The following is a 23,656-nucleotide window of genomic DNA, read 5'->3' on the forward strand; positions in this document are numbered from 1 at the left end:
TCAGCCGTCCTCCAGGACGGTCAGCGCGCCGCTGCCGGCCAGTGCGCGGTGCACCTCCCGGGTGCGGCCGCGGCGGACCCGGACCCGGGTCCCGCCCCGGCCGACCGCGACGAGGGTCTCGATCGCAGCCGTGCCGAGGTGCTCGACCCCGGACAGATCGAGCACGACGTACCGGGTGGGCCCGATCAGCTCGCGCAGGAACGTGTCGAGCGCCGCGGCGGACGCGCTGTCGACCGCGCCCAGGCAGGACACCACGAGCCGGCCGCTCGGCAGGCGGAAAGCCGTGGCGTACAGCGCGTCGGTGGCCAGCCGGTACATGTGTGGTCGGCTGGTCCCGGTGGTCTCGGGTAGGGCCATGGTCGTCACCGTCACCGGGTCGAGGCGGGCGGGGCGGTGGCGGGACCTCATGGCGGTGCGGCCCCGCCACCGAATCCTGGGACACCACAACCGCTGATTCGTCACACCGACGAGATATCACCCACACCGAGGCAACCCCACGAGAACGGGCCCCGAGGCATGATGCCCCGGGGCCCGTTCACGTGTCCGCGTGGATGCGGACCTGGATCAGCTATCAGCCGATGCTGTCGCCGGCCCCGGAGGACTGCGCGCAGGTGTCGGACTGGTCGGTGACCGAGTCGCCGCTCTTGGCCGAGGCGTTGCCCAGCACGCCGAGGGCGCCGGTCAGGCCGTTGCCCGCAGCTGCGTCCTCGATCGGGACCTGCACGCCCAGCACGTTCACCGGGACGTTGTTGTTGCAGACCTGGACGGGCACGTTGACGTTGTTGCCGTTCAGGCCGGCGATGAGGCCCTTGGCGTCCTTGTCGATCTCGCTGCCGCCGTCCGAGGCGAACGCCATCGGGCTGATGGCGAGCAGCGCAGCCGCCGATGCCGCAACGACGATTCCAGCCTTCTTCAGCACAGTTTGCTCCTGTTGTGTAGTGGTCGTGCCCGAGAGCGCGCCCCTCCGTGCCGGCACAACGAACAGGTGGGAGCCCGTGCCGACTGGAAGAATCATCGCGATCGGCCGGCCTGCAAAGCAATGCGCGCAACACTATTGAGCTAATGTATTACCGACGGTTCCGATACCCGCTGAATAGGGTGAAAACGTACCGCTCGAAATGTCACCGGAACGGGAGATCCGAGCGGCCCGGGGCGACGACATCACTCGATCGGGAGGTGTCGAACGGATGAAGATCGTAGTCACCGAGGGTGTGCCCCGGGCATGGCACGATGAGGGCATGGGCGACGGCCGCGCGGAGGATCGGCGATTGCACGACATCGTCGCCATCCGGCGGGTCCGCGACCGGATCGACCGCGAGTACGCCCGGCCGCTGAACGTCGAGGCGCTGGCCCGCGGGGCCCACATGTCGGCGGGGCATCTGAGCCGGGAGTTCCGCCGCGTCTACGGCGAATCCGTGTACTCGTACCTGATGACCCGGCGGATCGAGCGGGCGATGACGCTGCTGCGCCGCGGCGATCTCACCATCACCGAGGTCTGCTTCGCGGTGGGATCCTCGTCACTGGGCACTTTCAGCACCCGGTTCACCGAGCTCGTCGGGGTGTCGCCGAGCGTCTACCGGCGTGACCATTCGCAGGCCGCCGAGGGTATCCCGCCCTGCCTGGCGAAACAGGTGACCAGGCCGGTCCGGAACCGGTCAGGAATCGAGAAGCCCGGGCCGCCGGCCCGTCCCTAGGGTCGTCGCCATGAGCCTCACCATCCATCACGCCTTCCTCCCGCACACCGACGCCGAGGCGGCCATCGGCTTCTACCGGGACCTGCTCGGCTTCGAGGTCCGCAAGGACGTCGGCTACCAGGACATGCGCTGGATCACCGTCGGCCCGCCCGGCGGAGCCGGCACCTCGATCGTGCTGCACCCGCCGGCGGTCGACCCGGGAATCACCGACGCCGAGCGCAGCACGATCCTGGAGCTGATCGCGAAGGGCGCCTACACCGCGGTCACCCTGGCCTCCGACGATCTCGACGGGCTCTTCGCGCGGCTGCAGGCCGCGGGTGCCGATGTCGTCCAGGAGCCCATCGACCAGGACTACGGCGTCCGCGACTGCGCCTTCCGCGATCCGGCCGGGAACCTCATCCGGGTCAACCAGGCCGGCTGAGCAGACGGGCTCGCCGGTTCAGGCCCGGGCGGCCATCAGCTCCGCGGCGTCGACGGTGTTGCGGAACAGCATCGCGACCGTCGTCGGGCCGACCCCGCCGACCCGCGGTGTGATCGCACCGGCCGTCTCGTTGCAGGACTCGTCGACGTCGGGCAGCAGTCGCCGCCCCTCGTAGCGGACGCCACCGCCGATGACGACGCCACCGGGGCGGATGTGCTCGGGCCGGATGATCCCCGGGACGCCGGCCGCGGCCACCAGGATGTCGGCGGCCCTGGTGTGGGTGCTCCAGTCCGGCACCCCGGTGTGGACCACCGTGACGGCGGCATCGGCGGTCTCGCGCTTCTGCGACAGCAGGATCGACAGCGGCCGCCCCAGTGTCGCTCCCCGGCCGAGTACGACGACGTGCCGTCCGCGGACCGGGATGTCGTAGTGGTCGAGCAGCGCCTCGATCCCGGCCGGCGTGCACGGCTTCGGCGCGGGCATCCCGGCTGCCAGGCGACCCAGGTTCATCGGGTGCATGCCGTCGACGTCCTTGTCCGGATCCACGACGGCGAGCGCGGCGCCGTAGTCCAGGTGTGCCGGGATCGGGTACTGGACGAGGACGCCGTGTACATCCGGGTCGTCGTTGAAGGCGCGGATCGCATCGTGCAGCTGCTGCTGCGTGGTGTCGGCGGGCAGGTGCACGTGTGGGGACAGGAAGCCGAGCGCGGCGGCCTGCCGCTGCTTGATCCGGATGTACCCGGCACTGGCGTCGTCGTCGCCGACGAGGATCGTCGCGAGCGACGGGGTGACGCCGCGTTCCTGCAGGGTCTGTGCGCGGGACTGCACGGAGGCCAGCACCGCCTCGGCGACCGGAGCGCCGGGCAGCATGCGTGCGGGGGAAGGTGACAGCGACATCGGCGGACCTCGGCGGGCACCCAGGCGGTCGGCACCCGCGATCCGGCTTCCCGATGGTGACCCATCCTCGTCCCGCCAGTCGCGCTGACTCCAGCATGCCGGACCGGCCGCGGTCCGTCGAGTGCCGGGTTGACCGATCCTGTCCAACTCGCATACGCTTTCCATATCGAAAGTTGATGCAGATGGGAGAACGTCATGAACGACACGCCCGAGCTCGACCAGGTCGCCGAGGCGCGCCGCAAACTCTCCGTCCATGCCGAACTGCCGCGCACCTACTGGGTCCTCTACGGGATCGCGCTGGTGCTGATGGCCGGGATCCCGATCTGGGCGTCGTACCTGCCCGGCGGGCTTCCGGACATCCAGTGGGCCCTGCTCGCGGTGACCCTGGCCGCGGCGGCCTACGCGGTGATCAGTCGTCGGCGGTCCGGCGTGTACCTCCCGCGCCGGATCAGCGCCTACCCCGGTGCGCGCCGGCTGTGGGTCGCCGTCCTCGCCGTCAGCGCCGCCGGGATCGCCGGCATCTACCTGCTGGTCGGGAACGGGCTCCGGCCGGCAGCACTGGTCCTGCTGGCGGTCGTGGCCGTGGTCGTCTTCCTCGGGCAGGTCCGGATCCGTGCCCGGATGCGGGACGACATCGCCGCCGGCCGGGTCACGCCGTGAGCGGTGCGCCGGGCACAGGTGCGGGTGACACCGTGGCGGGCGAACGGCACGCGATCTTCGAGACCGGCCCCCGGCTCGCTCTGTGCGCACTGCTCCAGAGCGCGGACTGGGTCGAGTTCGGCACCGTCCGCGACCTCATCGGAGTCAGCGACTCGGCGGTCTCCAAGCACAGCCGGACCCTGGAGGAGGCCGGGCACCTCGAGGTCCGCAAGGGCTCGGTCGGCCGCCGGCCGCGGACCTGGCTGCGGCTCACCCCGCCCGGTCGCGCAGCCCTGCGGGCCCACCTCGGGTGGCTGGACGGGCTGCGGAGCGCGATCGACGCCGCACCGCCGCCACCGGACGGACCATGAGCGGGCCGGGGCGGCGATAGCGTGCGCCGCATGGAGCAGCGGATCAGCCTCGTGACGCTCGGGGTCGCGGACCTGTCGAGGGCGCGCACCTTCTACGAGGCACTCGGCTGGCAGGGGCAGGAGATCGAGGAGACGGTGTTCTTCCAGGCCGGTGGTCAGGCGCTGGTCCTGTGGGGCCGGGAGAAGCTCGCCGCGGACTGCGGTCTGGCACCCTGGAAGCATGATGTCGATCCGAAAGGTCCGTGCCGCGTAGGCGCCCGGCCCAGGTGCGGGCTCGCAATCAGCGTCAGCCCCGCCCGACGGCGATCCACGGTGTTCCGCTCTCCACCAGCCGAGCCCTCGACCGGCTCGACCGGCCCCGGCTCTCGTCGGGCAGTGTCCGTGCCGAGCTTCTCGCGTGGCGCAGAGCCGCCCGTCAACCGCGCTCGGTGCTCGGGCGGCAGTACAACGACTGGGCCGAATTCATCGGCCCGTTCGCCCGTGACGCCCTCGAACAGGCGATGCATGCCCTACCGCGGCGTCATCGCGCGTCGCTCCGTCGCCGGATCGTCCGGTACGACGCCCTGTTCCGGGACAAGACGGTGAACGACCCCACCATCGACCCGTCGCTTCCGTGGTGGTCGCGCCGCATGTGAACCGCCTCGACACCGCGCCGTCGAGGCCGAGCTCGTCCGGGACACCTGCACCGCGATCCGTTCCGGAATCCGAGAACCGGCACAATGCATCGGCCCTGTTCGGTGCCGCACAGGCTGCTGTCCCGGCGCGCGGTGAGGGGGTTCCGATGCTGGAAGTGATCGACGTCTGCAAGTCCTATGGTGGCGAACCGCTGTTCGAGAACGTCCGGCTCGCCGTTCCGGCCGGTTCAGCGGTCGCCGTGGTGGGGGCGAACGGCTGCGGAAAGTCGACCTTCCTGCGCGGGGTGCTCGGTATCGAGGCCTTCGACACCGGCAGTGTCGTGCTCGACGGAGCCGAATTCGACGAGCGTGATCCTGCCGTCCGGGCCGCGGTCGCGGCTGACGTCGAGGAACTGCCGTCGTTTCCCGACCTGTCGGTCCGGGAGCACCTGGAGCTGATGGCCCATGCACACGCCGTGCCCGAGGCCGCTGCAGTGACCGAGAATGTCCTGCGCGAGCTGCAGCTGCAATCGGCCGCCGACCGGATGCCGGCGACGCTGTCGAGTGGTCAACGTCGTCGGTTGGCGTTCGGGGCGTGGCTGGTCCGGCCCCGACGGGTCCTGGTGCTCGACGAACCCGAGCAGCGGCTCGACACCGACGGACGGGCTTGGCTCGCCGATGCCCTGCTGACCGAGCGCAGGAACGGCACCGCCGTTCTGTTCGCCACCCACGACCGCGCGCTGGTCGACCAGGTCGCGGACGACGTGCTGCGGATCGGCCGGTGACCCGGGTCGCGAGTGCCGAAGTCCCGTGGCCGCCTGTCCGACGGCGTCTGCGTGCGGCCCGGCGCGGGCACCGCGCAGGATCGGCGACCGCCGTGGCGGGAGCGATCTACGAGGTCGTGCTCACCTGCGCGATCCTCGGTGGCGTCGCATACGCACTGATCGACGACGCGTTCGACCAGCTCACCGTCCCGTCGCCGACGGTGTCTGCACCGCTGGCCTCGGTGACCGGGGTGGCCCTCGCCGCCGCACTGTTCCTCATGGCGAGAGCCGTCGGCCCGCTGGTCGCGGATCCCGCCCGGGCGGGGTGGTTGCTGCCGGCCCCGGTGGATCGGATCGGGCTGCTCGCACGTGCAGTCCGTACCGCCCTCGTGGCATGCGCCGCCGGCGGAGCGGTGGGAGCGCTCGTGGTGTCCGCGTCAGCCGGCTGGGGGCTCCACCCGGTGATCCTCCTCGCCGGTTCCCTCGTGGGGTTGCTGGTCGGCCAGTCGGCGCTGCTCGTGCAGGCACGGCCGCGGACGGCGATGAGGTTCTCCGCGACCGCCCGCGGTCTCATCGCCGTCTCGCTCGTCGCGGCCGCCGCGGTGGTGCTGGGGCCGGCAGCTGTCGTGGACGGAGCTCCCGCGCCGCCGGATCCGGTCGTCCTCGCCGGCACGATCGTCGTGCTCGGCGTGCTGTGTCTCCTTCTCGCGGTCCCGGCCAGGAGTGCTCCACGACGTGCCGGGATTCCGGAGCTCACCGCGGGCGCACCGCTCCTGGCCGCGGTGTGGTCCGCCCATCTGGAACAGGGGCTGGTTTCCGACGTCGCCCGGGACCGACGGCTGCGACGGCGCGCCCCTGTGCGGTCGATGCGTCTTCCGGGCACACGACGGCGAGCATTCGTCACGACATCGTTCCTGGCAGTCGTCCGCAACCGCCCGGCGCTCGGATGGATCGCCGTCGGGGTGCTGGTCCCGCACATCGCCACGGTGATCGTGCCGCCGCTGCTGGCCCCGGTCGTGCAACTCGCCGGGACGACACTCGCCGCGTTCGCGTCCGCGGGTGCCCTCACCGTCATCGCCCGCTCGCCGGCCCTCCGACGTGCGCTCGGAGGCTCGGACAGAGCCCTCGTGCTCCTGCACGCCGTACCGCCCGCAGCGATCTCCGTGATCGTCGCTGCGCTCGTCGCGCCGGTCGGCGGCACAGTCCTCTCGTGGCTGCTGCTGCCGGTCGCGGCCCTGACGATCGTGCTGCGCGAGGTGACTCGCCCGGAGCCGGCACTCACGGCCACACTGCTGGACACGCCATTCGGAACCGTGCCCGCCGAACAGATTCGTGATCGCCTCCGGGGCGGCACCGGCACCTTCGCGATCGCCGCCGTCGTCCTCACCATCGTCGGTTAGCCCCGGGGCCGGGTCTTCCGGTACGGACGGTGCCGGGTGGCCGCGCTCGCGAGCGTTGCGCCTGCTGCGCCCGGCCGAGGGAGCCGACCGTCACCACCCGGGTCGTAGCCCGATCAACGGGCGTGACCGCACGGGGACAGCGTCGTACTGTTCACCCAGCGACTACCCGCGGAGGCAGGCGGATGAGCATCGCGTTCCTCGTGACCACTCTCGTCGTGGTCGCCACCCCCGGCACCGGCGCCGTCTATTCGATCGCCACCGGGCTCGCCCGTGGGGCGCGTGCCAGCGTCGTCGCTGCATTCGGCTGCACGCTCGGCGTCGTCCCGCACATGGTCGCCGCGATCACCGGCCTGGCCGCCATCCTCAACGCCTCCGCGGTCGCGTTCCAGACCATCAAGTGGGTGGGTGTGGTCTACCTGCTCTTCCTGGCCTGGCAGACGCTGCGCGACAAGTCCACGGTTCAGGTGCAGGAGGATGCCGCGCCGGTCGCGTCGTGGCGGATCATCCGTACGGCGGTGCTGATCAACCTGCTGAACCCGAAGCTGACCATCTTCTTCTTCGCCTTCCTGCCCCAGTTCGTCCCGGCCGGAGAGGTCAACGGCACCTGGCACATGGCCTTGCTGAGCCTGGTGTTCATGGCCGTGACCTTCGTGGTGTTCGCGGGCTACGGGTTCTTCGTGACAGCGATGCGCAACCAGGTCATCTCCCGGCCGACGGTCATGGCGTGGCTGCGTCGCACGTTCGCCGCGACCTATGTCGTGCTCGCCGGGCGGCTCGCGGTCGAGACACGCTGACAGCTGCTGCCCGATCGTCCTCCGCGCGGTGTCGAGGTGGGCGGAGACCGAGAGGTGTCGATCAGGAGCTGGCCGGCAGCCAGGCCTCACGGACCGAGTGCGCCCACCGTTCGAGTCGCTCGGTGAAGCCGTCGGCCGGGAAGGTCCCGTCCACCGCGACGTCGTGGATGGTCGTGCCGAACGTCGGATGGTCGGGGACGCTGCGTGCGGCGCTGTCGTCCGGCCCGCCGGGGGAGCTGGTCATCGGGGTTCGAGCACGGTGCGTGTTGTGTCCACGGGCGGCCGTCGTCAGTCGTTCCACTCCGGTGAGCCCGCTGTCGCAGAACGCGAGCACGATGTCGAGCTGGGCGCCGCGCTGATGTGGCCGGACGGTCGAGGGGTGCTGCAGCACGTAGCAGGAGACGGTGACTCCGTGGTGGGCTCCCCATGGCTGGGCTCGCTGATGATCCAGGGCGAGCACCCGCTGGAAGAGCTCATCGCACGACCATTCGGTCGTGGGGGCGCCGCATTCGGAGCACCGGTCGGGCACGGGCGTGAGGGTATCGAAGCGACTCGAAGCGACGAGGGCCGGAGACGATTCGCGGGGCGGTCGCGCTCCTGAAGCTGCAGCGCGACGAACAGGACCGTGCGCGCGACACGGTCGCGCAGCTCGGGCGAGACCCCGGGCTACATCGCTCAGCTCGTGAGCGGTTCGGCCCGAGGCCGGTCGGATGGCCGCCGAGACCGGACGAGGGGCCGAACGACGAACGCCGGGCCACCCGCGTGGGGTGTGCCCGGCGCTCCGCCTTCCTGCTGGCGGAGGATACGGGATTTGAACCCGTGAGGGATTGCTCCCAACACGCTTTCCAAGCGTGCGCCCTAGGCCACTAGGCGAATCCTCCGCGGACAAGGTTACCCGCCGTCCCCCGCGATCGGGCACCGCCCCCTCGCGCCCGAAGTGGTCGCGTCGTGGCACACTGTCCGTGGACCCCGTGCGGCGTCCATCCTGTGAACTCCCCCAGGGCCGGAAGGCAGCAAGGGTCAACAGGCTCTGGCGGGTGCGCGGGGTCCCCTTCTGTCTCGGGCCGGTGTGCCTGCGCTTCGCCGGGTGTCGGACCCCCTCGGTAGCCTCGCGGTCGTGGCTCTGGCTCTGTACCGCAAGTACCGCCCGGCCAAGCTGGCCGACGTCGTGGGGCAGGAGCACGTCACCGAGCCCTTGTCCACGGCGCTGACCGCGGGCCGCATCAACCATGCGTACCTGTTCTCGGGCCCGCGTGGCTGCGGGAAGACGTCGTCGGCGCGGATCCTGGCGCGCTCGCTGAACTGTGTGCAGGGGCCGACGCCGGACCCCTGCGGTGAGTGCTCCTCGTGCGTGGCGCTGGCCCCGGAGGGATCGGGCAGCATCGACGTCGTCGAGCTCGACGCGGCGTCGCACGGTGGCGTCGAGGACGCCCGGGAGCTGCGTGACCGCGCGTTCTACGCGCCGGCCGAGTCCCGCTACCGGGTGTTCGTGGTCGACGAGGCGCACATGGTCACGAACCAGGGCTTCAACGCGCTCCTCAAGATCGTCGAGGAGCCGCCGGAGCACCTGGTGTTCGTGTTCGCGACCACCGAGCCGGAGAAGGTCCTGCCGACCATCCGCTCGCGGACGCACCACTACCCGTTCCGGCTGATCCCGCCGGGGACCATGCGCTCGCTGCTGGAGCGGATCTGCGGCGACGAGGAGGTCACCGTCGCGCCGCCGGTGTTCCCGCTGGTCATCCGGGCCGGCGGCGGCTCGGCCCGGGACACGCTGTCGGTACTCGACCAGCTCCTGGCGGGGGCCGGCCCGCAGGGTGTCACCTACGAGCGGGCGGTCGCGCTGCTCGGTGTCACCGACGCGGCGCTGATCGACGACACGGTCGACGCGCTGGCCGCGGCCGACGGCGCAGCCGTCTACGGCGCGGTGGACCGGCTGGTCGAGGCCGGTCACGATCCGCGCCGCTTCGCCTCGGACCTGCTGCAGCGCTTCCGCGACCTGATGCTGGTCCAGGCTGTGCCGGACGCGGCCGAGCAGGGCCTGGTCGACGGCGCGGCCGACGAGCTCTCGCGGATGGCGGACCAGGCGGCCCGGGTCGGTCCGGCGACGCTGACCCGCTACGGCGAGATCCTGCACCAGGGCCTGATCGAGATGCGCGGTGCGACGGCCCCGCGGCTGCTGCTGGAACTGCTGTGTGCGCGGATGCTGCTGCCGGCGGCGACCACCTCCGACGGCGGCATGCTCGAACGACTGGAGCGGATCGAGCGGCGGAACGCGATCGTCTCCGACGCCGCCGGCCCCGGCCCCGGCGCCGACGACGGCGGAGCCCGGTCCCGGCAGTTCGTGCGGCCCAGCGAGCGACCCGCCGAGCGACCCGCCGAGCAGCCCGCTGCGGCGGCACCGCAGCCGGCGGCCGAGACCCGCGGCGACTCCCACCGCGACGGCCCGGCAGCGGCCCGGCCCGAGCGGGGTGTGGCCGGTGGGCCGGCGGGCCGCTCCGACGCCCCGGGATCGGCTGCCGGCGGGGCCGCCGCAGCGGGTGCCGAGCGTTCCGCGGAACGCGCTGCGAGCGGCGCCGCGGAGACAGGCGCGGGGCGTTCCGCGGAACCGGCTGCCGGCGGATCCGCCGGGCCGGGCGCGGGACCGACCACCGACCCGAGCGCCGCGCATTCCGCGGAACCGGCGGCCGGAGGCGCCGCGGAACCGGGTGCTGAGCGTTCCGCGGAACGCGCTCCGGCAGGTGCCGCCGACGCGGGCGCCGAGCGTTCCGCGGAACCGGCAGCCGAAGCGGCGGCGGATGCGTCCGCCGGAGCGGGCACTGCGCGTTCCGCGGAACCGGCGGCCGGAAGCGCTGCCGACCCGAGTGCCGCCCGTTCCGCCGAACCGGAAGCCGGAGCCGGACCGGAAGCCGGAGCCGGACCGGAATCCGGAGCCGGACCGGAAGGCGGAGCCGCGGCGGGTGCCTCGGCCGGAGCGGGCGCTGCGCGTTCCGCGGAACGCGCCGCAGCGGAACCGGCTGGACACGGCCCCGCGGAACCGGCCGGACACGGCCCCGCCGAATCGGCCGCCGCCCCTGCCCCGCCACGGGACGGGGCGCCACCGGATGCCGCACCGCCGGCGTCCGCGCAGCCCGCCCCGATGGCCGCCTCGCTGGACGCCACGGCGGTCCGGCGGGTCTGGCCGGAGATCCTCGCCGCGGTCCGCAAGCGCAGCCGCAGCACCGAGGCACTGCTGGTCAACGCCACCGTCCGGGCCGTCGACGGGGACACCCTGGTGCTCGCGATCGGCGCGCCGCCACTGGCCAGGCGGCTGTCCGAGCAGCGCAACACCGACGTGATCAGCGATGCGCTGCGGGCCGTGCTCGGTGTGCAGTGGCAGGTCCGCTGTGATCAGGGTGAGGCCGCGGCGGCCCGGTCCCGGCCCACCGCGGAGCGTGCGCAGCGCCCGGTCCCGCAGCGCCCGTCCCAGCGACAGGGTGCTTCCGGCGGGCAGCAGGGCGACACCGGCCGTCCGGCCCGGCGCCCGGCCGGTGGCGACTCCGACATCCCGCTGCCCCCCGAGCCCCCGCCGGACGACGCCCCGCCCGACCCGACCGAGACCGGCGGCGCTGCTCGCCCGGCCCGGCCGGCGCCGGTCAGCGAGGCCGAGGTGGAGGAGTCGATGCTGGCCGAGGCCGCGGCCGAGGCGGCGACCCCCGGCGCCCGGCGGGATCCGGAGGCCGCGGCGCTGGAGATCCTCACCACCCACCTGGGTGCCCGCACGATCGACCCGAAGTGACCGCGCCGGTCAGCGCCCGAGGTACCCGAGCACTCCGGCGCTGACCGCCTCGGCGTAGCGGTCCCGTCCCTCCGGGCTCGACAGCAGCCGCGCCTCCTCGGCGTTGCGCATGTTCCCGGCCTCGACGAGTGCCGCCGGTACCGTCGAGTGGTTGAGCCCGGCGAGATCGGGACGCCCGTCGAGCCCGTCCTGCCCGATGTAGCCGGCCGGGGTGAAGCCACCGGTCCGCAGCGCGTCCCGCAGGGCGGTGGCGAGCCGCAGCGCCTCCGGGCCGGTGCCGTGCACCGCGGGTTCGGCGTACGCGACGTGGAACCCGGCCGCCGCCGGCGCCGCCCCGTCGGCGTGCAGCGACACCACGGCCGCGGCCCCGGCCCGGCCGCCCGCCGCACCGCGCTCGTCGACACAGGGACCGACACCGTCGTCGTCCTGACGGGTCAGCACCACCCGGACGCCCGCGGCCTCCAACCGCTGCCGGACCCGCTGGGCGAGGTCCCAGTTGAACGCGTGCTCGGGATAGCCGTCGTCGGTGGCGGTCCCGGTGGTGTTGCAGGCCTTCGTCCCACCGCGCCCGTCCGGGACCGGACGGTTGATCGCGGCCGGGTCCGCGCCGTTGCCGCCGTTGTGCCCGGGATCGAGCAGCACGACCGGCGGGGGAGCGGGCGGAACGGGTTCGGTGCTGCCGGGCGGGGCGGTCGGGGAGGCCGGGGCGGCTCCGGCGCACGCCGCGCAGAGCGCGACCGCGGCCAGGACGACGGCGACGGGACGGATCGGGGCGTGCACGGTCGGAGAGCCTGACACGGCTACCCTGGTGTGCGGAGACGTCCACGCCGGCCGTGTCGGGGGATTCCCCCGTGACCGCGAGCCGGGAGCAACAGCGAGGGGTACGCGTGCAACCCGGTCAGCCCGACATGCAGATGATCCTGCAGCAGGCCCAGAAGATGCAGCAGCAGCTGCAGGAGGCACAGGCCGAGCTCGCCGCCGCCGAGGTGACGGGCCAGGCGGGCAACGGTCTCGTCGAGGTCACCGTGACCGCGGGCCTGGAGCCCCGGTCGGTGAAGATCGACCCGAAGGTGGTCGACCCGGAGGACGTCGAGACGCTGCAGGACCTGGTCGCCGGGGCACTCGCCGACGCCGTCCGCCGCGCCCAGGAGCTGCAGCAGCAGAAGATGGGCCCGCTCGCGGGCGGCCTGGACATGGGCGGCCTGGGCCTCCCGGGCGCCTGAGGTGTTCGAGGGGCCGGTCCAGGACCTGATCGACGAGCTGGGCCGGTTGCCAGGCGTCGGCCCGAAGAGCGCCCAGCGGATCGCGTTCCACCTGCTGGCGGCCGATCCGGCGGACATCGCCCGGCTCCAGGAGGTCCTGCAGACGGTCAAGCAGGGCGTCGCGTTCTGCGAGGTCTGCGGCAACGTCTCGGCGGACACCCGCTGCCGGTACTGCGCCGACGCGCGTCGCGACCCGACGCTGGTGTGCGTGGTCGAGGAGCCCAAGGACGTCCTGGCCGTCGAGCGGACCAGGGAGTTCAAGGGGCGCTACCACGTGCTCGGCGGCGCGCTGGACCCGTTGGCCGGGATCGGACCGGACACCCTGCGGATCCGGGAGCTGCTGGCCCGGCTCGGCGGCACCGGCCCCGCGTCCGACGAGACCGAGATCTCCGAGGTCATCATCGCCACCGACCCCAACACCGAGGGCGAGGCGACGGCCACGTACCTGGTCCGGTTGCTGCGCGACTTCCCGGGGCTCACCGTGACCCGGCTCGCCTCCGGCCTCCCGATGGGTGGCGACCTGGAGTTCGCCGACGAGATGACGCTCGGCCGGGCGCTCGCCGGCCGCCGCGCTCTCTGACGCAGCCCGGGAACGACGACGGCCGGTCCCGCCGGGTGCGTCCCGGACGTGACCGGCCCCGGCGCGCCGGTCCCCACCGCCGCACCCCTTGCCCGATCCGTCAGTCGGTGTCCTCGTCGCCCCACGCGTCGATCTCGTACGGACCGCCGTGGAGCTGCCGCTGCCGCCGCTCCCACGCCTGCCGCCGCTCGGCGGCGATCCGCCGGCGGGCCCCGGTCCGCCTGGAGTCGATCACGCCGATCACGACTGCGGTGATGCAGAGCACCACGATTCCGACGACGACGAGCACCACCAGCGCGGTCATGGCGACCACCGCCCGGTGCCGGCCCCTGTCTGCTCTCCCCTGTACGCCATCCGTGTCGTGCTGATCATCGGACGTCCCCCTTCTGTGTGTTGCTGGTGGTTCCTCCCGGCTGTCGTGCGGTCCGGACTGTGCTGTGCGTCACGTCCGCACGTTCAGGGTGCCCGAATCTCCGCGCCTGTGCAATTGCATTTCTGATGAAAGTTGCACGGCGCGGCGGATTGCACGGGGCGGGGGAGTGCAGTGCACTGGACTTCGGTGACCCCGGAGGCAGGAGGACGTGGTGGAGCAGGAGCCCACCGGCGCGCGGCGCCGGCTCGGTGCGGAGCTGCGCCGCCTGCGCGTCAACGCCGGACTGAAGCTCGACGACGCGGCCCGCGGTCTGGACTGCTCCGCGTCGAAGATCAGCCGGCTGGAGAACGGGAAGGGTGTGCCCCGCCCCGCCGACGTCGACGTCCTGCTGGCCCTCTACGGCGGCGTGGCCGAGCTGGAGGCCGAGATGCTCCGCCGGCTCGTTGCGCAGAGCCGCACCCGTGGCTGGTGGGAGCCCTTCACCGAGGGGCTGCGCACCGAGCGCTACGTGCTGCCCGCGCCGGGCCGGTACACCGCTGTCGAGACCGACGCGACCGGTGTCGACGCCTTCGACCTCTCGGTGCTGCACGGGTTGCTGCAGACCCCGGACTACGCGCGTGCGGTGCTCGCCGCCCGGCTGCCCGGGCACGACGGGTGGGAGATCGACCAGCTGGTGCACCTGCGCCGTCGCCGGCACGAGGCCCTCACCTCGAACCCGCCGCTGCGACTGCGCGCGGTGATCGACGAGTCGGTGCTCGCTCGGGCGACCGGTGGGCCGTCGGTGATGGCCGACCAGCTCGACCGGCTGCTGGAGATCTCCCGGCTGCCCAACGTGATCCTGCTGGTCCTGCCGTTCTCCGCGGGCGTGCAGCGGGCGCACGCCGGGCGGTTCTCGGTGCTCGCGATCCCGGACGAGCTGGGCTCGGATCTCGTGCACACCGAGGGGCACGCCGGCGAGTTCTTCCTCGACTCCTCGCGGGACCTGGAGACCTACCGCCGGGTGCTCGCCGACGCCCGTGCGGACGCGCTGGAGCCGGAGGCCTCCCGGGTGCTGATCGCGCACCATCGGGAGCGGCACCGTGTCGCCGTCGCGGCTGCCGGGTGATCCGGTTCACCACCGGGCCCGGGTAGGCGAGCCTTGCCGAACCCGTTGCGTCTTGATTCACTCCGCCGGTGACCGTACGTCCGCTTCGTCTCGTCCTGCTCGCGCTTACCGCGGCCCTGCTCGCCGGCTGCTCCGCGGCCCCCCAGGAGGAGCCCGGGATCGATCCGGGCGGGCGTGAGGTCACGCATGCGATGGGCGCGACCGTCGTCCCGGAGATGCCCGAGCGGGTCGTCGTGCTCGACAGCCAGGAGCTCGATGTGGCGCTGTCGCTGGGCGTCGAGCCGGTGGGGGTGGCGAGCGCCGCGGCGGACGGGGCGCTGCCGTCCTACCTGGACGTTCCGGAGGGGATCACCGTGGTCGGTCCGATGGCCACCCCGGATCTCGAGGCGATCGCCGCGCTGGCGCCGGACCTGATCCTGTCCTCGAAGCTGCGGCACGAGGCGCTGTACCCGCAGCTGTCGGCGATCGCGCCGACCGTGTTCGCCGAGCGCACCGGCGACGCGTGGAAGGAGAACGTGGCGCTCTACGCCACCGCGCTGAACCGTGAGCAGCAGGGGCGTGAGCTTCTCGACGCCTACACCGCCCGCGCCACCGAGGTGGGGGGCAGGCTCGGCGCGGCCGGGCGGACCGTCGGCGTGGTGCGCTTCCTGCCCGAGGAGATCCGGCTCTACGGCCCGCGCTCGTTCGTCGGCTCGGTGCTCGCCGACGCCGGTTTCCCGCAGCCGGAGATCGTCCGCGACGAGCAGGGCATCGCCGTGCGGATCGGACCGGAGGAGATCGGCTCGGCGGACGCCGACGTCGTCTACGTGACCTCCTACGGCCTCGAGGGTGATCAGCCGTTCGCGCAGGTCGCGCCACTGTGGGAAACGCTGCCCGCGGTGCGCGAGGGGCGCGCCTTCACCGTCGACGACGAGGCCTGGATGCTCGCGATCGGCCCCACCGGGGCCGGGCTGATTCTCGACGACCTGGAGCGGACGCTGGGCTGAGCGGCTCCGGCACGACCTGGTACACCCGTACCGTTTCGTAGCACGATCGTGACGCAACGATATACCGTTGGGTAACGCAACGCTATAAGTTCCCCTGTCAGTCGATGACGGGGGGATGGATGCGAGCCAGACGGTGGGGTACCGCGGTCACCGCGGGTCTGCTGGCGCTGACGATGGCGGCCTGTGCGACGTCGGAACGCGGGGATGCCGACGGTGCGGCGGGCGGGACGTTCGTCTTCGGCGCCGCCGGTGCGCCGAAGAACTTCGATCCGATCTTCAACGACGACGGCGAGAGCTTCCGGCCCGCCCGCCAGATGTTCGACACCCTGATCACCTACAAGCAGGGGAGCACCGAGCTGGAGCCCGGGCTCGCGACCGCGTGGGAGTCCTCACCGGACGGCAAGACCTGGACGTTCACCCTGCGCGAGGGCGTGACGTTCCACGACGGCACCGCCTTCGACGCGGCCGCCGTCTGCGCCAACTTCGACCGCTGGTTCCGGATGAAGGGCGCCGCCGCCCAGAGCCAGATGATCTATTACGGCGACGTCTTCGGCGGCTTCGAGCAGAACGAGGGCGACGCGGCGGGTGATCCGATCTACCGGTCCTGCGCCGCGGAGAACCCGACCACCGCGGTGCTGTCGCTGAACGCCTTCAAGGGCGCATTCCCGGCGGCGTTCGGCCTGACCTCGCTGTCGATCTCCAGTCCGGCCGCGCTGGAGCAGTACGACGCCGACACGGTCACCCAGAGCGGGGACTCCTTCACCTACCCGGCGTACGCCACCGAGCACCCGACCGGCACCGGGCCGTTCCGGTTCGAGGGCTTCGACAAGGCGAACGGCACGATCACGCTGGTCCGCAACGACGACTACTGGGGCGAGAAGGCGACGCTCGACCGACTGATCTTCAAGATCATTCCGGACGAGAACGCGCGCAAGCAGGAGCTCGCCGCCGGCACCATCGACGGCTACGACTTCCCGTCGCCCGCCGACTACGGGACGTTGAAGGAGCAGGGCAACCAGGTCCTGATCCGGGATCCGTTCTCGATCCTCTACCTCGGCATCAACACCAAGAACAATCCCGCCCTGGCCGACGTGCGGGTGCGCCGGGCGATCGCGCACGCGATCGACCGGGAGTCGCTGGTCCGCACCAAGATGCCGGAGGGTTCCGCGGTCGCGAAGGAGTTCGTGCCGCCGACCGTCGCCGGATACGCCGACGACGTCACCGAGTACCCCTACGACCCGGAACGCGCGAAGCAGCTGCTCGCCGAGGCCGGTGCGCAGAACCTGACCCTGAACTTCTACTACCCGACCGAGGTGACCCGGCCCTACATGCCGAACCCGGCCGACCTGTTCTCCGCGATGTCGGCGAACCTGCAGGCCGTCGGGATCACCGTGAACCCGGTCGCCCGGCCGTGGAACGGCGGCTACAAGGACGACGTCCAGAAGGCGGGCAAGCACGACCTGCACATGCTCGGCTGGACCGGCGACTACAACGACGCCGGCAACTTCGTCGGCACGTTCTTCGGCCGGGAGAAGGCCGAGTTCGGCCCGCAGGACCCGGCGATGTTCGACGTGCTGGCCAAGGCCGACGCGATCCCGGATCCGGCCGGCCACGCCGCCGCCTACGAGCAGGCGAACCGGGACATCATGGCGAAGTTCCTGCCCGCCGTGCCGATCCTGACCACCGGCCCGGCGATCGTCGTGAAGGACGACGTGCAGGGGCTCGTCCCGTCGCCGCTGACCGACGAGCGCTTCCTGACCGTCACCAAGAACTGACGCCAGCGCCCGGGTGCCGCGACGATCTCGCGGCACCCGGGTTCGGCCCTCCCACCACTGAGGACCTCCCCGCATGCTGCGTTTCGTCGTGCGCCGCCTGCTCCAGGTGATCCCGACGTTGCTGATCCTGTCCCTGCTGCTGTTCGCCTGGCTGCGCTCGCTGCCCGGCGGCCCGGCAGGGGCGCTGCTCGGCGACAAGGCCACCCCGGAGTCGATCGAGGCGCTCAACCGCACGCTCGGCCTGGATCAGCCGATCCCGATCCAGTACCTGCGCTACCTCGGCCGGGCCGTCACCGGTGACTTCGGCGCGTCGCTGGTCAGCGGCGATCCGGTGCTCGACGAGCTCGGCCGCTCGCTGCCCGCGACCGTCGAGCTGGCGACCTCGGCCCTGCTGCTGGCGGTGCTCGCCGGCATCCCGCTCGGCTACCTGGCGGCCCGGTACCGGGGCCGCCCGTGGGACAACGTGACGATCGTCGGGACCCTGGTCGGGGTCGCCGTCCCGGTGTTCTTCCTCGGCTACGTGCTCAAGCAGATCTTCGCCGTCGAGCTCGGGTGGTTCCCGCCGTCCGGGCTGCAGGCCACCGGGATCGACGCCACCACCGTCACCGGTTTCCCGACGCTGGACGGCCTGCTCACCCGCGAGCTCGACGCCAGCTGGGACGCGATCACCCACCTGGTGCTGCCCGCGGTCACCCTCGCGACGATCCCGCTCGCGGTGATCGTGCGGATCACCCGGGCCTCGGTGCTCGACGTGCTGGAGTCCGACTTCGTCCGCACCGCCAACGCCAAGGGGCTCGCCCCGGGAACCGTCCGCGGCCGGCACGTGCTGCGCAACGCGCTCCTCCCGGTGTCGACGACGATCGGACTGCAGACCGGCCTGCTGCTCGCCGGCGCGGTGCTCACCGAGAAGGTGTTCAACCGGCCCGGCATCGGGACGCTGGTCGCCGAGGGCATCGAGCGCCGCGACTATCCACGGCTGCAGGCCGTGGTGCTGCTCGGCGCGCTGATCTACGTGCTGGTGAACCTGCTCGTCGATCTCTCCTACGCCGTCATCGACCCGCGGGTGAGGCTGCGATGAGCAGCACGACGTGGGCCCGGCGGCGCCGGGATCGGATCGACGACACGGCCGGGCGCAGCCTCGGCGCGGATGCGCTGCGCCGGCTGCGGCGCAGCCCCACCGCGATCGTCGGCGCGGTGATCATCGCGCTGTTCGTACTGGTCTCGCTGCTCGCACCGGTGCTCGCGCCGCACGACCCGGCACAGGCGTTCCCGCAGCTGCTCGAGGACCTGCGGCCCGGGGCGATCCCCGGCCCGCAGGACGGGTTCCCGCTCGGCAGCGATCAGAACGGGCGCGACGAGTTCTCCCGGATGCTGCTGGCGTCCCGGCAGACGCTGCTCGTCGGGGTGCTCGCGACGTTGTTCGGGCTCGCCGTGGGGGCGCTGATCGGCGGGATCGCGGGCGCGCTCGGTGGCTGGGCCGACACGGTGCTCATGCGGGTGACCGACGTGCTGCTGTCGATCCCGTCGCTGCTGCTCGCGATCTCGGTGGCGGCGCTGGCCGCGCGGCCCAGCCAGACGACGGTGATCATCGCGGTGGCGCTGGTGAACGTACCGATCTTCGCCCGGCTGCTGCGCGGATCGATGCTCGCCCAGCGGGAGTCCGATCACGTGCTGGCGGCCACCGCGCTCGGGGTGCGCCGGCGCGCCGTCGTGCTGCGGCACATGCTGCCCAACGCGATCGGCCCGGTGATCGTGCAGGCCACGCTCACCCTGGCGACCTCGATCCTGGACGCCGCGGCGCTGTCCTTCCTGGGCCTCGGCGACGCCGACCCGGCCCGCGCGGAGTGGGGCCTCATGCTCGCCTCCGCGCAGCCGTACCTGGACATCCGGCCCGCGCTGGCGATCTACCCGGCGGTCGCGATCATCATCGTCGCGCTCGGGTTCACGCTGCTCGGCGAGTCGCTGCGCGAGGCACTCGACCCGAAGGGGCGCCGATGAACCCGCTGCTGTCGGTGCAGGACCTGTCGGTCCGGTTCGTCCGCCGGGGTGAGCTCGAGGTCGTCGCCGTGGACGGGGTGTCGTTCGACGTCCGGCAGGGCGAGGTCGTCGGGCTGGTCGGCGAGTCCGGCTGCGGCAAGTCGGTGACCTCGCTGGCGATCATGGGGCTGCTGCCGGGACGCACGCCGCGGGTGTCCGGCTCGGTGCTGCTCGACGGCGATCCGCCGGTCGACCTGCTCACCCTGTCCGACGCCGGGCTGCGGCAGCGGCGCGGCCGCGACATCGGAATGGTGTTCCAGGACCCGCTGTCGTCGCTGAACCCGGTGGTGCCGGTCGGCGTGCAGATCACCGAGGCGCTCACCCGGCACCGCGGGATGGACCGGAAGGCGGCCCGCGACGAGGCGCTCACCCTGCTGGAACGGGTCGGCATCCCCGATCCGGTGCGCCGGCTGCGGTCCTATCCGCACCAGATGTCGGGCGGCATGCGGCAGCGCGCGCTGATCGCGATCGCGCTGGCCTGCCGGCCACGGCTGCTGATCGCCGACGAGCCGACGACGGCGCTCGACGTGACGATCCAGGCCCAGATCCTGGAGCTGCTGCGCGAGCTCGTCGCCGAGACCGGGACGGCGCTGATCATGATCACGCACGATCTCGGCGTGGTCGCCGGGCTGTGCGACCGGGTCAACGTGCTCTACGCCGGCCGGGTCGTCGAGCGGGCCGAACGGCACGCTCTGTTCGCCGGTCCGCGGCACCCGTACACCGCCGGGCTGATCCGCTCGATCCCGCGGCTGGACTCCGATCCGGCGCACGAGCTGCCGGCGATCACCGGCTCGGTGTCCGACAACCTGGCGTGGGAGCACGCCTGCGCCTTCGCCCCGCGCTGCCCGCGTGCGCTGGAGACCTGCACGGAGCTCACCCCGGCGGCCGACGTCGCGGCGGAGTCCGGCCGGTTGTTGCGCTGCCACAACCCGGAGCCGATCGGAGCCGACGCATGAGCGCGCTGCTGGAGGTCGACGACCTCGAGGTGCACTTCCCGATCACCCAGGGCGTGCTGGTGGCGCGCACCGTCGGGCACGTCCGGGCGGTCGACGGGGTGTCCCTGCGGATCCCGCGCGGCGAGACCTACGGGCTGGTGGGGGAGTCCGGCTGCGGCAAGTCCACGCTGGGCCGCGCGGTGCTGAAGCTGACCGCACCGACGGCCGGCTCGGTCCGGTTCGACGGCACCGACGTCGCGTCGCTGTCCGGGGAGCCGCTGCGCCGGATGCGACGCAGGTTCCAGATGGTGTTCCAGGACCCGCTGTCCAGCCTGGACCCGCGGCAGTCGGTCGGGTCGATGCTGCGGGAGGGCATGGCGGCGCACGGGCTGCCGATCTCGCGGGAGCGGCTGCGCGGCCTGATGAGCGCGGTCGGGCTGCCGGAGGCCGCGCTGAGCCGCTACCCGCACGAGTTCTCCGGCGGGCAGCGGCAGCGGATCGGGATCGCCAGGGCACTCTGCGTCGAGCCGGACCTGATCGTCGCCGACGAGCCGGTGTCAGCGCTGGACGTGTCGGTGCAGGCCCAGGTGCTGAACCTGCTGCGGTCGCTGCAACGCGAGCTCGGCCTGACCTACCTGGTGATCGCGCACGACCTGGCCGTGGTGCGGCACGTCTCTGACCGGGTCGGCGTGATGTACCTGGGCTCGATCGTCGAGGAGGGCCCGGCACGCGACCTCTACGACCGCCCGCTGCACCCCTACACCCGGGCGTTGCTCTCCGCGGTGCCGCAGCCGGACCCGACAGCGGAGGACGGCCGGGAGCGGATCCTGCTCACCGGTGACCTGCCGTCGCCGGCGGCGCCACCGCCGGGCTGCCGGTTCCACACCCGCTGCCCGTGGCGACAGGCCGACCGGTGCGACACCGAACGACCGGTGCTGCGCGAGATCGGGGACGGGCACCGGGTGGCCTGCCACCACGCCGAGGCGATCCGGGACGGCCGGATCGTGCCGCACGACGTGACCCCGCAGGAGGCCGAGCCGGCGACCGGCCCGGACGCCGGCCCGGAGGTCCCCGGCCCGACCCTCTCGATCACCGACGCGATCGGCCGCTGAGGCCCGGGCCGGCCCAGCCCAGCTCAGCCCAGCCCAGCCCGGCCCGGCGCGGACCGCCCGCCCCGCCGCGCCCCGGCCGAAGCGTGGGGCGCGGGGCGCGGCGGCCGCGGCGGGTGTGGGATCAGCGCAGGGCGCGGTTGATCGCGCTCACCACGGCCTTCAGGCTCGCGCTGGTGATCGAGCTGTCGATCCCCACGCCCCAGAAGACCTTCTCCTCGACGGCGCACTCGACGTAGGCGGCGGCGCGGGCGTCGTCCCCGCCGCCCATCGCGTGCTCGTGGTAGTCGAGCACCCGCACGTCGAACCCGATGCCGGCCAGCGCGTCGACGAACGCGGCGATCGGGCCGTTGCCCGAGCCGGTGATCTCGTGCAGGTCCGACTCGACCCGGACGGTCGCGACGATCTCGTCCCGGCCCTCCCCGTCGCTGGTGACCCGGTGCCGGACCAGCTTGAGCGGGGTCTCCCGGCCCAGGTACTCGACGTCGAACGCGTCGCGCATGGCCTTCGGCTCGACCTCACCGCCCTCGGTGTCGGTGTAGGTCTGGATGACGTGGCTGAACTCGATCTGCAGCCGGCGCGGCAGGTCCATCTGGTGCTCGGTCTTCATGATGTAGGCGATCCCGCCCTTGCCGGACTGCGAGTTCACCCGGATCACGGCCTCGTACGTGCGGCCGATGTCGCGCGGATCGACCGGCAGGTAGGGGACCTCCCAGGGGTGGTCCTCGACCGGGTGGCCCGCCTCGGCGGCGGCGGCCTGCATGGCGGCGAAGCCCTTGTTGATCGCGTCCTGGTGCGAGCCGGAGAACGCGGTGTAGACCAGGTCGCCGCCCCACGGGTGGCGCTCGGGCACCGGCAGCTGGTTGCAGTACTCGACGGTGCGCCGGATCTCGTCGATGTCGGAGAGGTCGATCTGCGGGTCGACGCCCTGGGTGAACAGGTTCATCCCCAGCGCGACCAGGTCGACGTTGCCGGTGCGCTCGCCGTTGCCGAACAGGCAGCCCTCGATCCGGTCGGCGCCGGCCTGGTAGCCCAGCTCGGCGGCGGCGATGCCGGAGCCGCGGTCGTTGTGCGGGTGCAGCGAGAGCACCAGCGCGTCGCGACGGGCCAGCCGCCGGTGCATCCACTCGATCGAGTCGGCGTAGACGTTCGGGGTCGCCATCTCCACCGTCGCGGGCAGGTTGACGATCATCGGGTGCTCGGGCGTCGGCTCCCAGACCGCGCTGACCGCGTCGCAGATCTCGACGGCGTACTCCAGCTCGGTGCCGGTGTAGGACTCGGGGGAGTACTGGAACGTCCAGTCGGTGCTCGGGTACTTCTCGGAGATCCGCCGGACGTGCTCCGCGCCGTCGGTGGCGATCTTGGTGATGCCCGCGCGGTCGGCACGGAAGACGACCCGGCGCTGCAGGATCGACGTCGAGTTGTAGAGGTGGACGATCGCCGAGTGCGCTCCCTCGCAGGCGGCGAAGGTGCGCTCGATCAGCTCCGGCCGGGCCTGCGTGAGGACCTGGATCTGGACGTCGTCCGGGATCGCGCCCTGCTCGATGATCTCGCGGACGAAGTCGAAGTCGGTCTGGCTCGCCGCCGGGAAGCCGACCTCGATCTGCTTGTAGCCCATGCGTACCAGCAGGTCGAACATGCGCCGCTTGCGCAGCGGGCTCATCGGGTCGATCAGCGCCTGGTTGCCGTCGCGCAGGTCGACCGCGCACCACAGCGGCGCGGTGTCGATCACCTTGTCGGGCCAGGTGCGGTCGGGCAGCGAGACCGGCTCGACCAGCTGATGGAAGGGCTGATAGCGGTGGAACGGCAGCTGCGAGCCGCGCTGGCGGTTCCAGGCGGGCTGGCCGGCGTGCGGCGCGCCCTCGGGGGTGCGGACGTTGGTGCGGGCGCGGGACTCGAAGGCGTCGGCAGACGTGGTCACGGGAAGGAGCTCCTGAGTTGTCGCGGTGTCGCTGTGTTCGCTGGACGGTCGTGGCGACCGGCGGACACGCGAGACCCCGCGACGAGGGGCCGGTCGGTCAGACCCCGCCGCGGCGACGAAGGAGCAGGTGCGCCATGGCAACACCGTAGCCCGGCACCCCCGTTGCGCGGCAACCCGGTGATCGGGTGGATCGATACGCGGTCG

At 72.4% G+C, this 23,656-nt stretch carries 25 protein-coding genes, 1 tRNA gene, 1 other RNA gene and 1 riboswitch; of the genes, 19 read left to right on the forward strand and 8 right to left on the reverse strand.

Features of this window, described 5'->3' with window-relative positions; translation table 11 throughout:
• Together Pdca_RS02010 and Pdca_RS02015 are read right to left on the reverse strand one after the other, a co-directional pair.
• Positions 1 to 357, reverse strand: coding sequence for an STAS domain-containing protein (locus Pdca_RS02010; RefSeq protein WP_125911205.1), 357 nt, complete (start codon positions 355 to 357; stop codon positions 1 to 3).
• Positions 358 to 571: 214 nt separating this feature from the next.
• Positions 572 to 919, reverse strand: a complete 348-nt coding sequence (locus Pdca_RS02015) for a hypothetical protein (RefSeq protein WP_085913672.1) — start codon at positions 917 to 919, stop codon at positions 572 to 574.
• A gap of 319 nt (positions 920 to 1,238) precedes the next feature.
• Here Pdca_RS02015 and Pdca_RS02020 point away from each other — a divergent pair, with 319 nt between their 5' ends.
• Complete coding sequence (locus Pdca_RS02020) at positions 1,239 to 1,694, forward strand: helix-turn-helix transcriptional regulator (protein WP_085913671.1); 456 nt, start codon at positions 1,239 to 1,241, stop codon at positions 1,692 to 1,694.
• A gap of 10 nt (positions 1,695 to 1,704) precedes the next feature.
• Positions 1,705 to 2,115, forward strand: coding sequence for a VOC family protein (locus Pdca_RS02025; protein WP_085913670.1), 411 nt, complete (start codon positions 1,705 to 1,707; stop codon positions 2,113 to 2,115).
• 18 nt (positions 2,116 to 2,133) lie between these two features.
• On the opposite strand, the gene Pdca_RS02030 is transcribed toward Pdca_RS02025, so the two are convergent.
• Entirely contained in the window at positions 2,134 to 3,012 is an 879-nt protein-coding gene (locus tag Pdca_RS02030; protein WP_085913669.1) for a bifunctional 5,10-methylenetetrahydrofolate dehydrogenase/5,10-methenyltetrahydrofolate cyclohydrolase, read from the reverse strand.
• 11 nt (positions 3,013 to 3,023) lie between these two features.
• A riboswitch (ZMP/ZTP riboswitch) is annotated at positions 3,024 to 3,105 on the reverse strand.
• 102 nt (positions 3,106 to 3,207) lie between these two features.
• On the opposite strand from Pdca_RS02030, the gene Pdca_RS02035 reads away from it, so the two are divergent.
• The 6 genes from Pdca_RS02035 to Pdca_RS02060 all read left to right on the forward strand — a co-directional run bounded on the left by Pdca_RS02035 (position 3,208) and on the right by Pdca_RS02060 (position 7,594).
• Positions 3,208 to 3,672, forward strand: a complete 465-nt coding sequence (locus Pdca_RS02035; RefSeq protein WP_085913668.1) for a hypothetical protein — start codon at positions 3,208 to 3,210, stop codon at positions 3,670 to 3,672.
• 32 nt (positions 3,673 to 3,704) lie between these two features.
• Entirely contained in the window at positions 3,705 to 4,022 is a 318-nt protein-coding gene (locus tag Pdca_RS02040; protein WP_197719893.1) for a winged helix-turn-helix domain-containing protein, read from the forward strand.
• Positions 4,023 to 4,450: 428 nt separating this feature from the next.
• The gene (locus tag Pdca_RS35250) at positions 4,451 to 4,657 is read left to right on the forward strand and encodes a hypothetical protein (protein ID WP_166665826.1); all 207 of its coding nucleotides are present in this window, start codon (positions 4,451 to 4,453) and stop codon (positions 4,655 to 4,657) included.
• Between the two features lie 146 nt (positions 4,658 to 4,803).
• A complete protein-coding gene (locus tag Pdca_RS02050; RefSeq protein ID WP_085913666.1) occupies positions 4,804 to 5,421 on the forward strand; it encodes an ABC transporter ATP-binding protein in 618 nt (205 codons plus the stop codon).
• A gap of 92 nt (positions 5,422 to 5,513) precedes the next feature.
• Positions 5,514 to 6,800 carry a DUF6297 family protein gene (locus Pdca_RS02055; RefSeq protein WP_085913665.1) on the forward strand — a complete coding sequence of 429 codons (1,287 nt, stop codon included), beginning with the start codon at positions 5,514 to 5,516 and terminating at the stop codon, positions 6,798 to 6,800.
• Between the two features lie 182 nt (positions 6,801 to 6,982).
• Positions 6,983 to 7,594 carry a LysE family translocator gene (locus Pdca_RS02060; protein WP_085913664.1) on the forward strand — a complete coding sequence of 204 codons (612 nt, stop codon included), beginning with the start codon at positions 6,983 to 6,985 and terminating at the stop codon, positions 7,592 to 7,594.
• A gap of 61 nt (positions 7,595 to 7,655) precedes the next feature.
• On the opposite strand, the gene Pdca_RS02065 is transcribed toward Pdca_RS02060, so the two are convergent.
• The gene (locus Pdca_RS02065) at positions 7,656 to 8,123 is read right to left on the reverse strand and encodes a DUF5946 family protein (protein ID WP_085913663.1); all 468 of its coding nucleotides are present in this window, start codon (positions 8,121 to 8,123) and stop codon (positions 7,656 to 7,658) included.
• 264 nt (positions 8,124 to 8,387) lie between these two features.
• Positions 8,388 to 8,475 (reverse strand) — tRNA-Ser (locus Pdca_RS02070).
• An 80-nt stretch (positions 8,476 to 8,555) separates the two neighbouring features.
• On the opposite strand from Pdca_RS02070, the gene ffs reads away from it, so the two are divergent.
• Together ffs and Pdca_RS38155 are read left to right on the forward strand one after the other, a co-directional pair.
• An RNA gene (ffs, locus tag Pdca_RS02075) (signal recognition particle sRNA small type) lies at positions 8,556 to 8,650 on the forward strand.
• 61 nt (positions 8,651 to 8,711) lie between these two features.
• A complete protein-coding gene (locus Pdca_RS38155) occupies positions 8,712 to 11,369 on the forward strand; it encodes a DNA polymerase III subunit gamma and tau (RefSeq protein WP_197719894.1) in 2,658 nt (885 codons plus the stop codon).
• Positions 11,370 to 11,378: 9 nt separating this feature from the next.
• Here the strand turns inward: Pdca_RS38155 and Pdca_RS02090 are convergent, their stop codons facing one another.
• Positions 11,379 to 12,149: an N-acetylmuramoyl-L-alanine amidase gene (locus tag Pdca_RS02090; RefSeq protein WP_085913662.1), complete on the reverse strand. Its 771-nt coding sequence runs from the start codon at positions 12,147 to 12,149 to the stop codon at positions 11,379 to 11,381.
• Between the two features lie 128 nt (positions 12,150 to 12,277).
• Between Pdca_RS02090 and Pdca_RS02095 the strand changes: the two genes are divergently transcribed.
• Entirely contained in the window at positions 12,278 to 12,592 is a 315-nt protein-coding gene (locus Pdca_RS02095; RefSeq protein ID WP_085913661.1) for a YbaB/EbfC family nucleoid-associated protein, read from the forward strand.
• 1 nt (position 12,593) lies between these two features.
• Positions 12,594 to 13,211 carry a recombination mediator RecR gene (gene recR / locus Pdca_RS02100; protein ID WP_085913660.1) on the forward strand — a complete coding sequence of 206 codons (618 nt, stop codon included), beginning with the start codon at positions 12,594 to 12,596 and terminating at the stop codon, positions 13,209 to 13,211.
• A 100-nt stretch (positions 13,212 to 13,311) separates the two neighbouring features.
• Here recR and Pdca_RS02105 read toward each other — a convergent pair whose 3' ends face one another.
• The gene (locus Pdca_RS02105; RefSeq protein WP_085913659.1) at positions 13,312 to 13,515 is read right to left on the reverse strand and encodes a hypothetical protein; all 204 of its coding nucleotides are present in this window, start codon (positions 13,513 to 13,515) and stop codon (positions 13,312 to 13,314) included.
• A gap of 280 nt (positions 13,516 to 13,795) precedes the next feature.
• Here Pdca_RS02105 and Pdca_RS02110 point away from each other — a divergent pair, with 280 nt between their 5' ends.
• The 7 genes from Pdca_RS02110 (at position 13,796) to Pdca_RS02140 (ending at position 21,534) form a co-directional block, all read left to right on the forward strand.
• Positions 13,796 to 14,689, forward strand: a complete 894-nt coding sequence (locus tag Pdca_RS02110) for a helix-turn-helix domain-containing protein (RefSeq protein WP_158092202.1) — start codon at positions 13,796 to 13,798, stop codon at positions 14,687 to 14,689.
• 68 nt (positions 14,690 to 14,757) lie between these two features.
• Positions 14,758 to 15,675, forward strand: coding sequence for an ABC transporter substrate-binding protein (locus tag Pdca_RS02115; RefSeq protein WP_197719895.1), 918 nt, complete (start codon positions 14,758 to 14,760; stop codon positions 15,673 to 15,675).
• A gap of 119 nt (positions 15,676 to 15,794) precedes the next feature.
• Positions 15,795 to 17,450, forward strand: coding sequence for an ABC transporter substrate-binding protein (locus Pdca_RS02120; RefSeq protein WP_085913657.1), 1,656 nt, complete (start codon positions 15,795 to 15,797; stop codon positions 17,448 to 17,450).
• A gap of 73 nt (positions 17,451 to 17,523) precedes the next feature.
• Positions 17,524 to 18,528 carry an ABC transporter permease gene (locus Pdca_RS02125; RefSeq protein ID WP_085913656.1) on the forward strand — a complete coding sequence of 335 codons (1,005 nt, stop codon included), beginning with the start codon at positions 17,524 to 17,526 and terminating at the stop codon, positions 18,526 to 18,528.
• Positions 18,525 to 19,448: an ABC transporter permease gene (locus Pdca_RS02130; protein WP_085913655.1), complete on the forward strand. Its 924-nt coding sequence runs from the start codon at positions 18,525 to 18,527 to the stop codon at positions 19,446 to 19,448. The genes Pdca_RS02125 and Pdca_RS02130 overlap by 4 nt, the downstream gene beginning before the upstream one ends.
• Entirely contained in the window at positions 19,445 to 20,443 is a 999-nt protein-coding gene (locus Pdca_RS02135) for an ABC transporter ATP-binding protein (RefSeq protein ID WP_085913654.1), read from the forward strand. Before Pdca_RS02130 ends, Pdca_RS02135 begins: the two co-directional genes overlap by 4 nt.
• Positions 20,440 to 21,534, forward strand: a complete 1,095-nt coding sequence (locus Pdca_RS02140) for an ABC transporter ATP-binding protein (RefSeq protein ID WP_085913653.1) — start codon at positions 20,440 to 20,442, stop codon at positions 21,532 to 21,534. Before Pdca_RS02135 ends, Pdca_RS02140 begins: the two co-directional genes overlap by 4 nt.
• 121 nt (positions 21,535 to 21,655) lie before the next feature.
• On the opposite strand, the gene leuA is transcribed toward Pdca_RS02140, so the two are convergent.
• A complete protein-coding gene (leuA, locus tag Pdca_RS02145; protein WP_085913652.1) occupies positions 21,656 to 23,452 on the reverse strand; it encodes a 2-isopropylmalate synthase in 1,797 nt (598 codons plus the stop codon).
• Between the last annotated feature and the right edge of the window lie 204 nt (positions 23,453 to 23,656).

Source organism: Pseudonocardia autotrophica (assembly GCF_003945385.1).
Classification (GTDB): domain Bacteria; phylum Actinomycetota; class Actinomycetes; order Mycobacteriales; family Pseudonocardiaceae; genus Pseudonocardia; species Pseudonocardia autotrophica.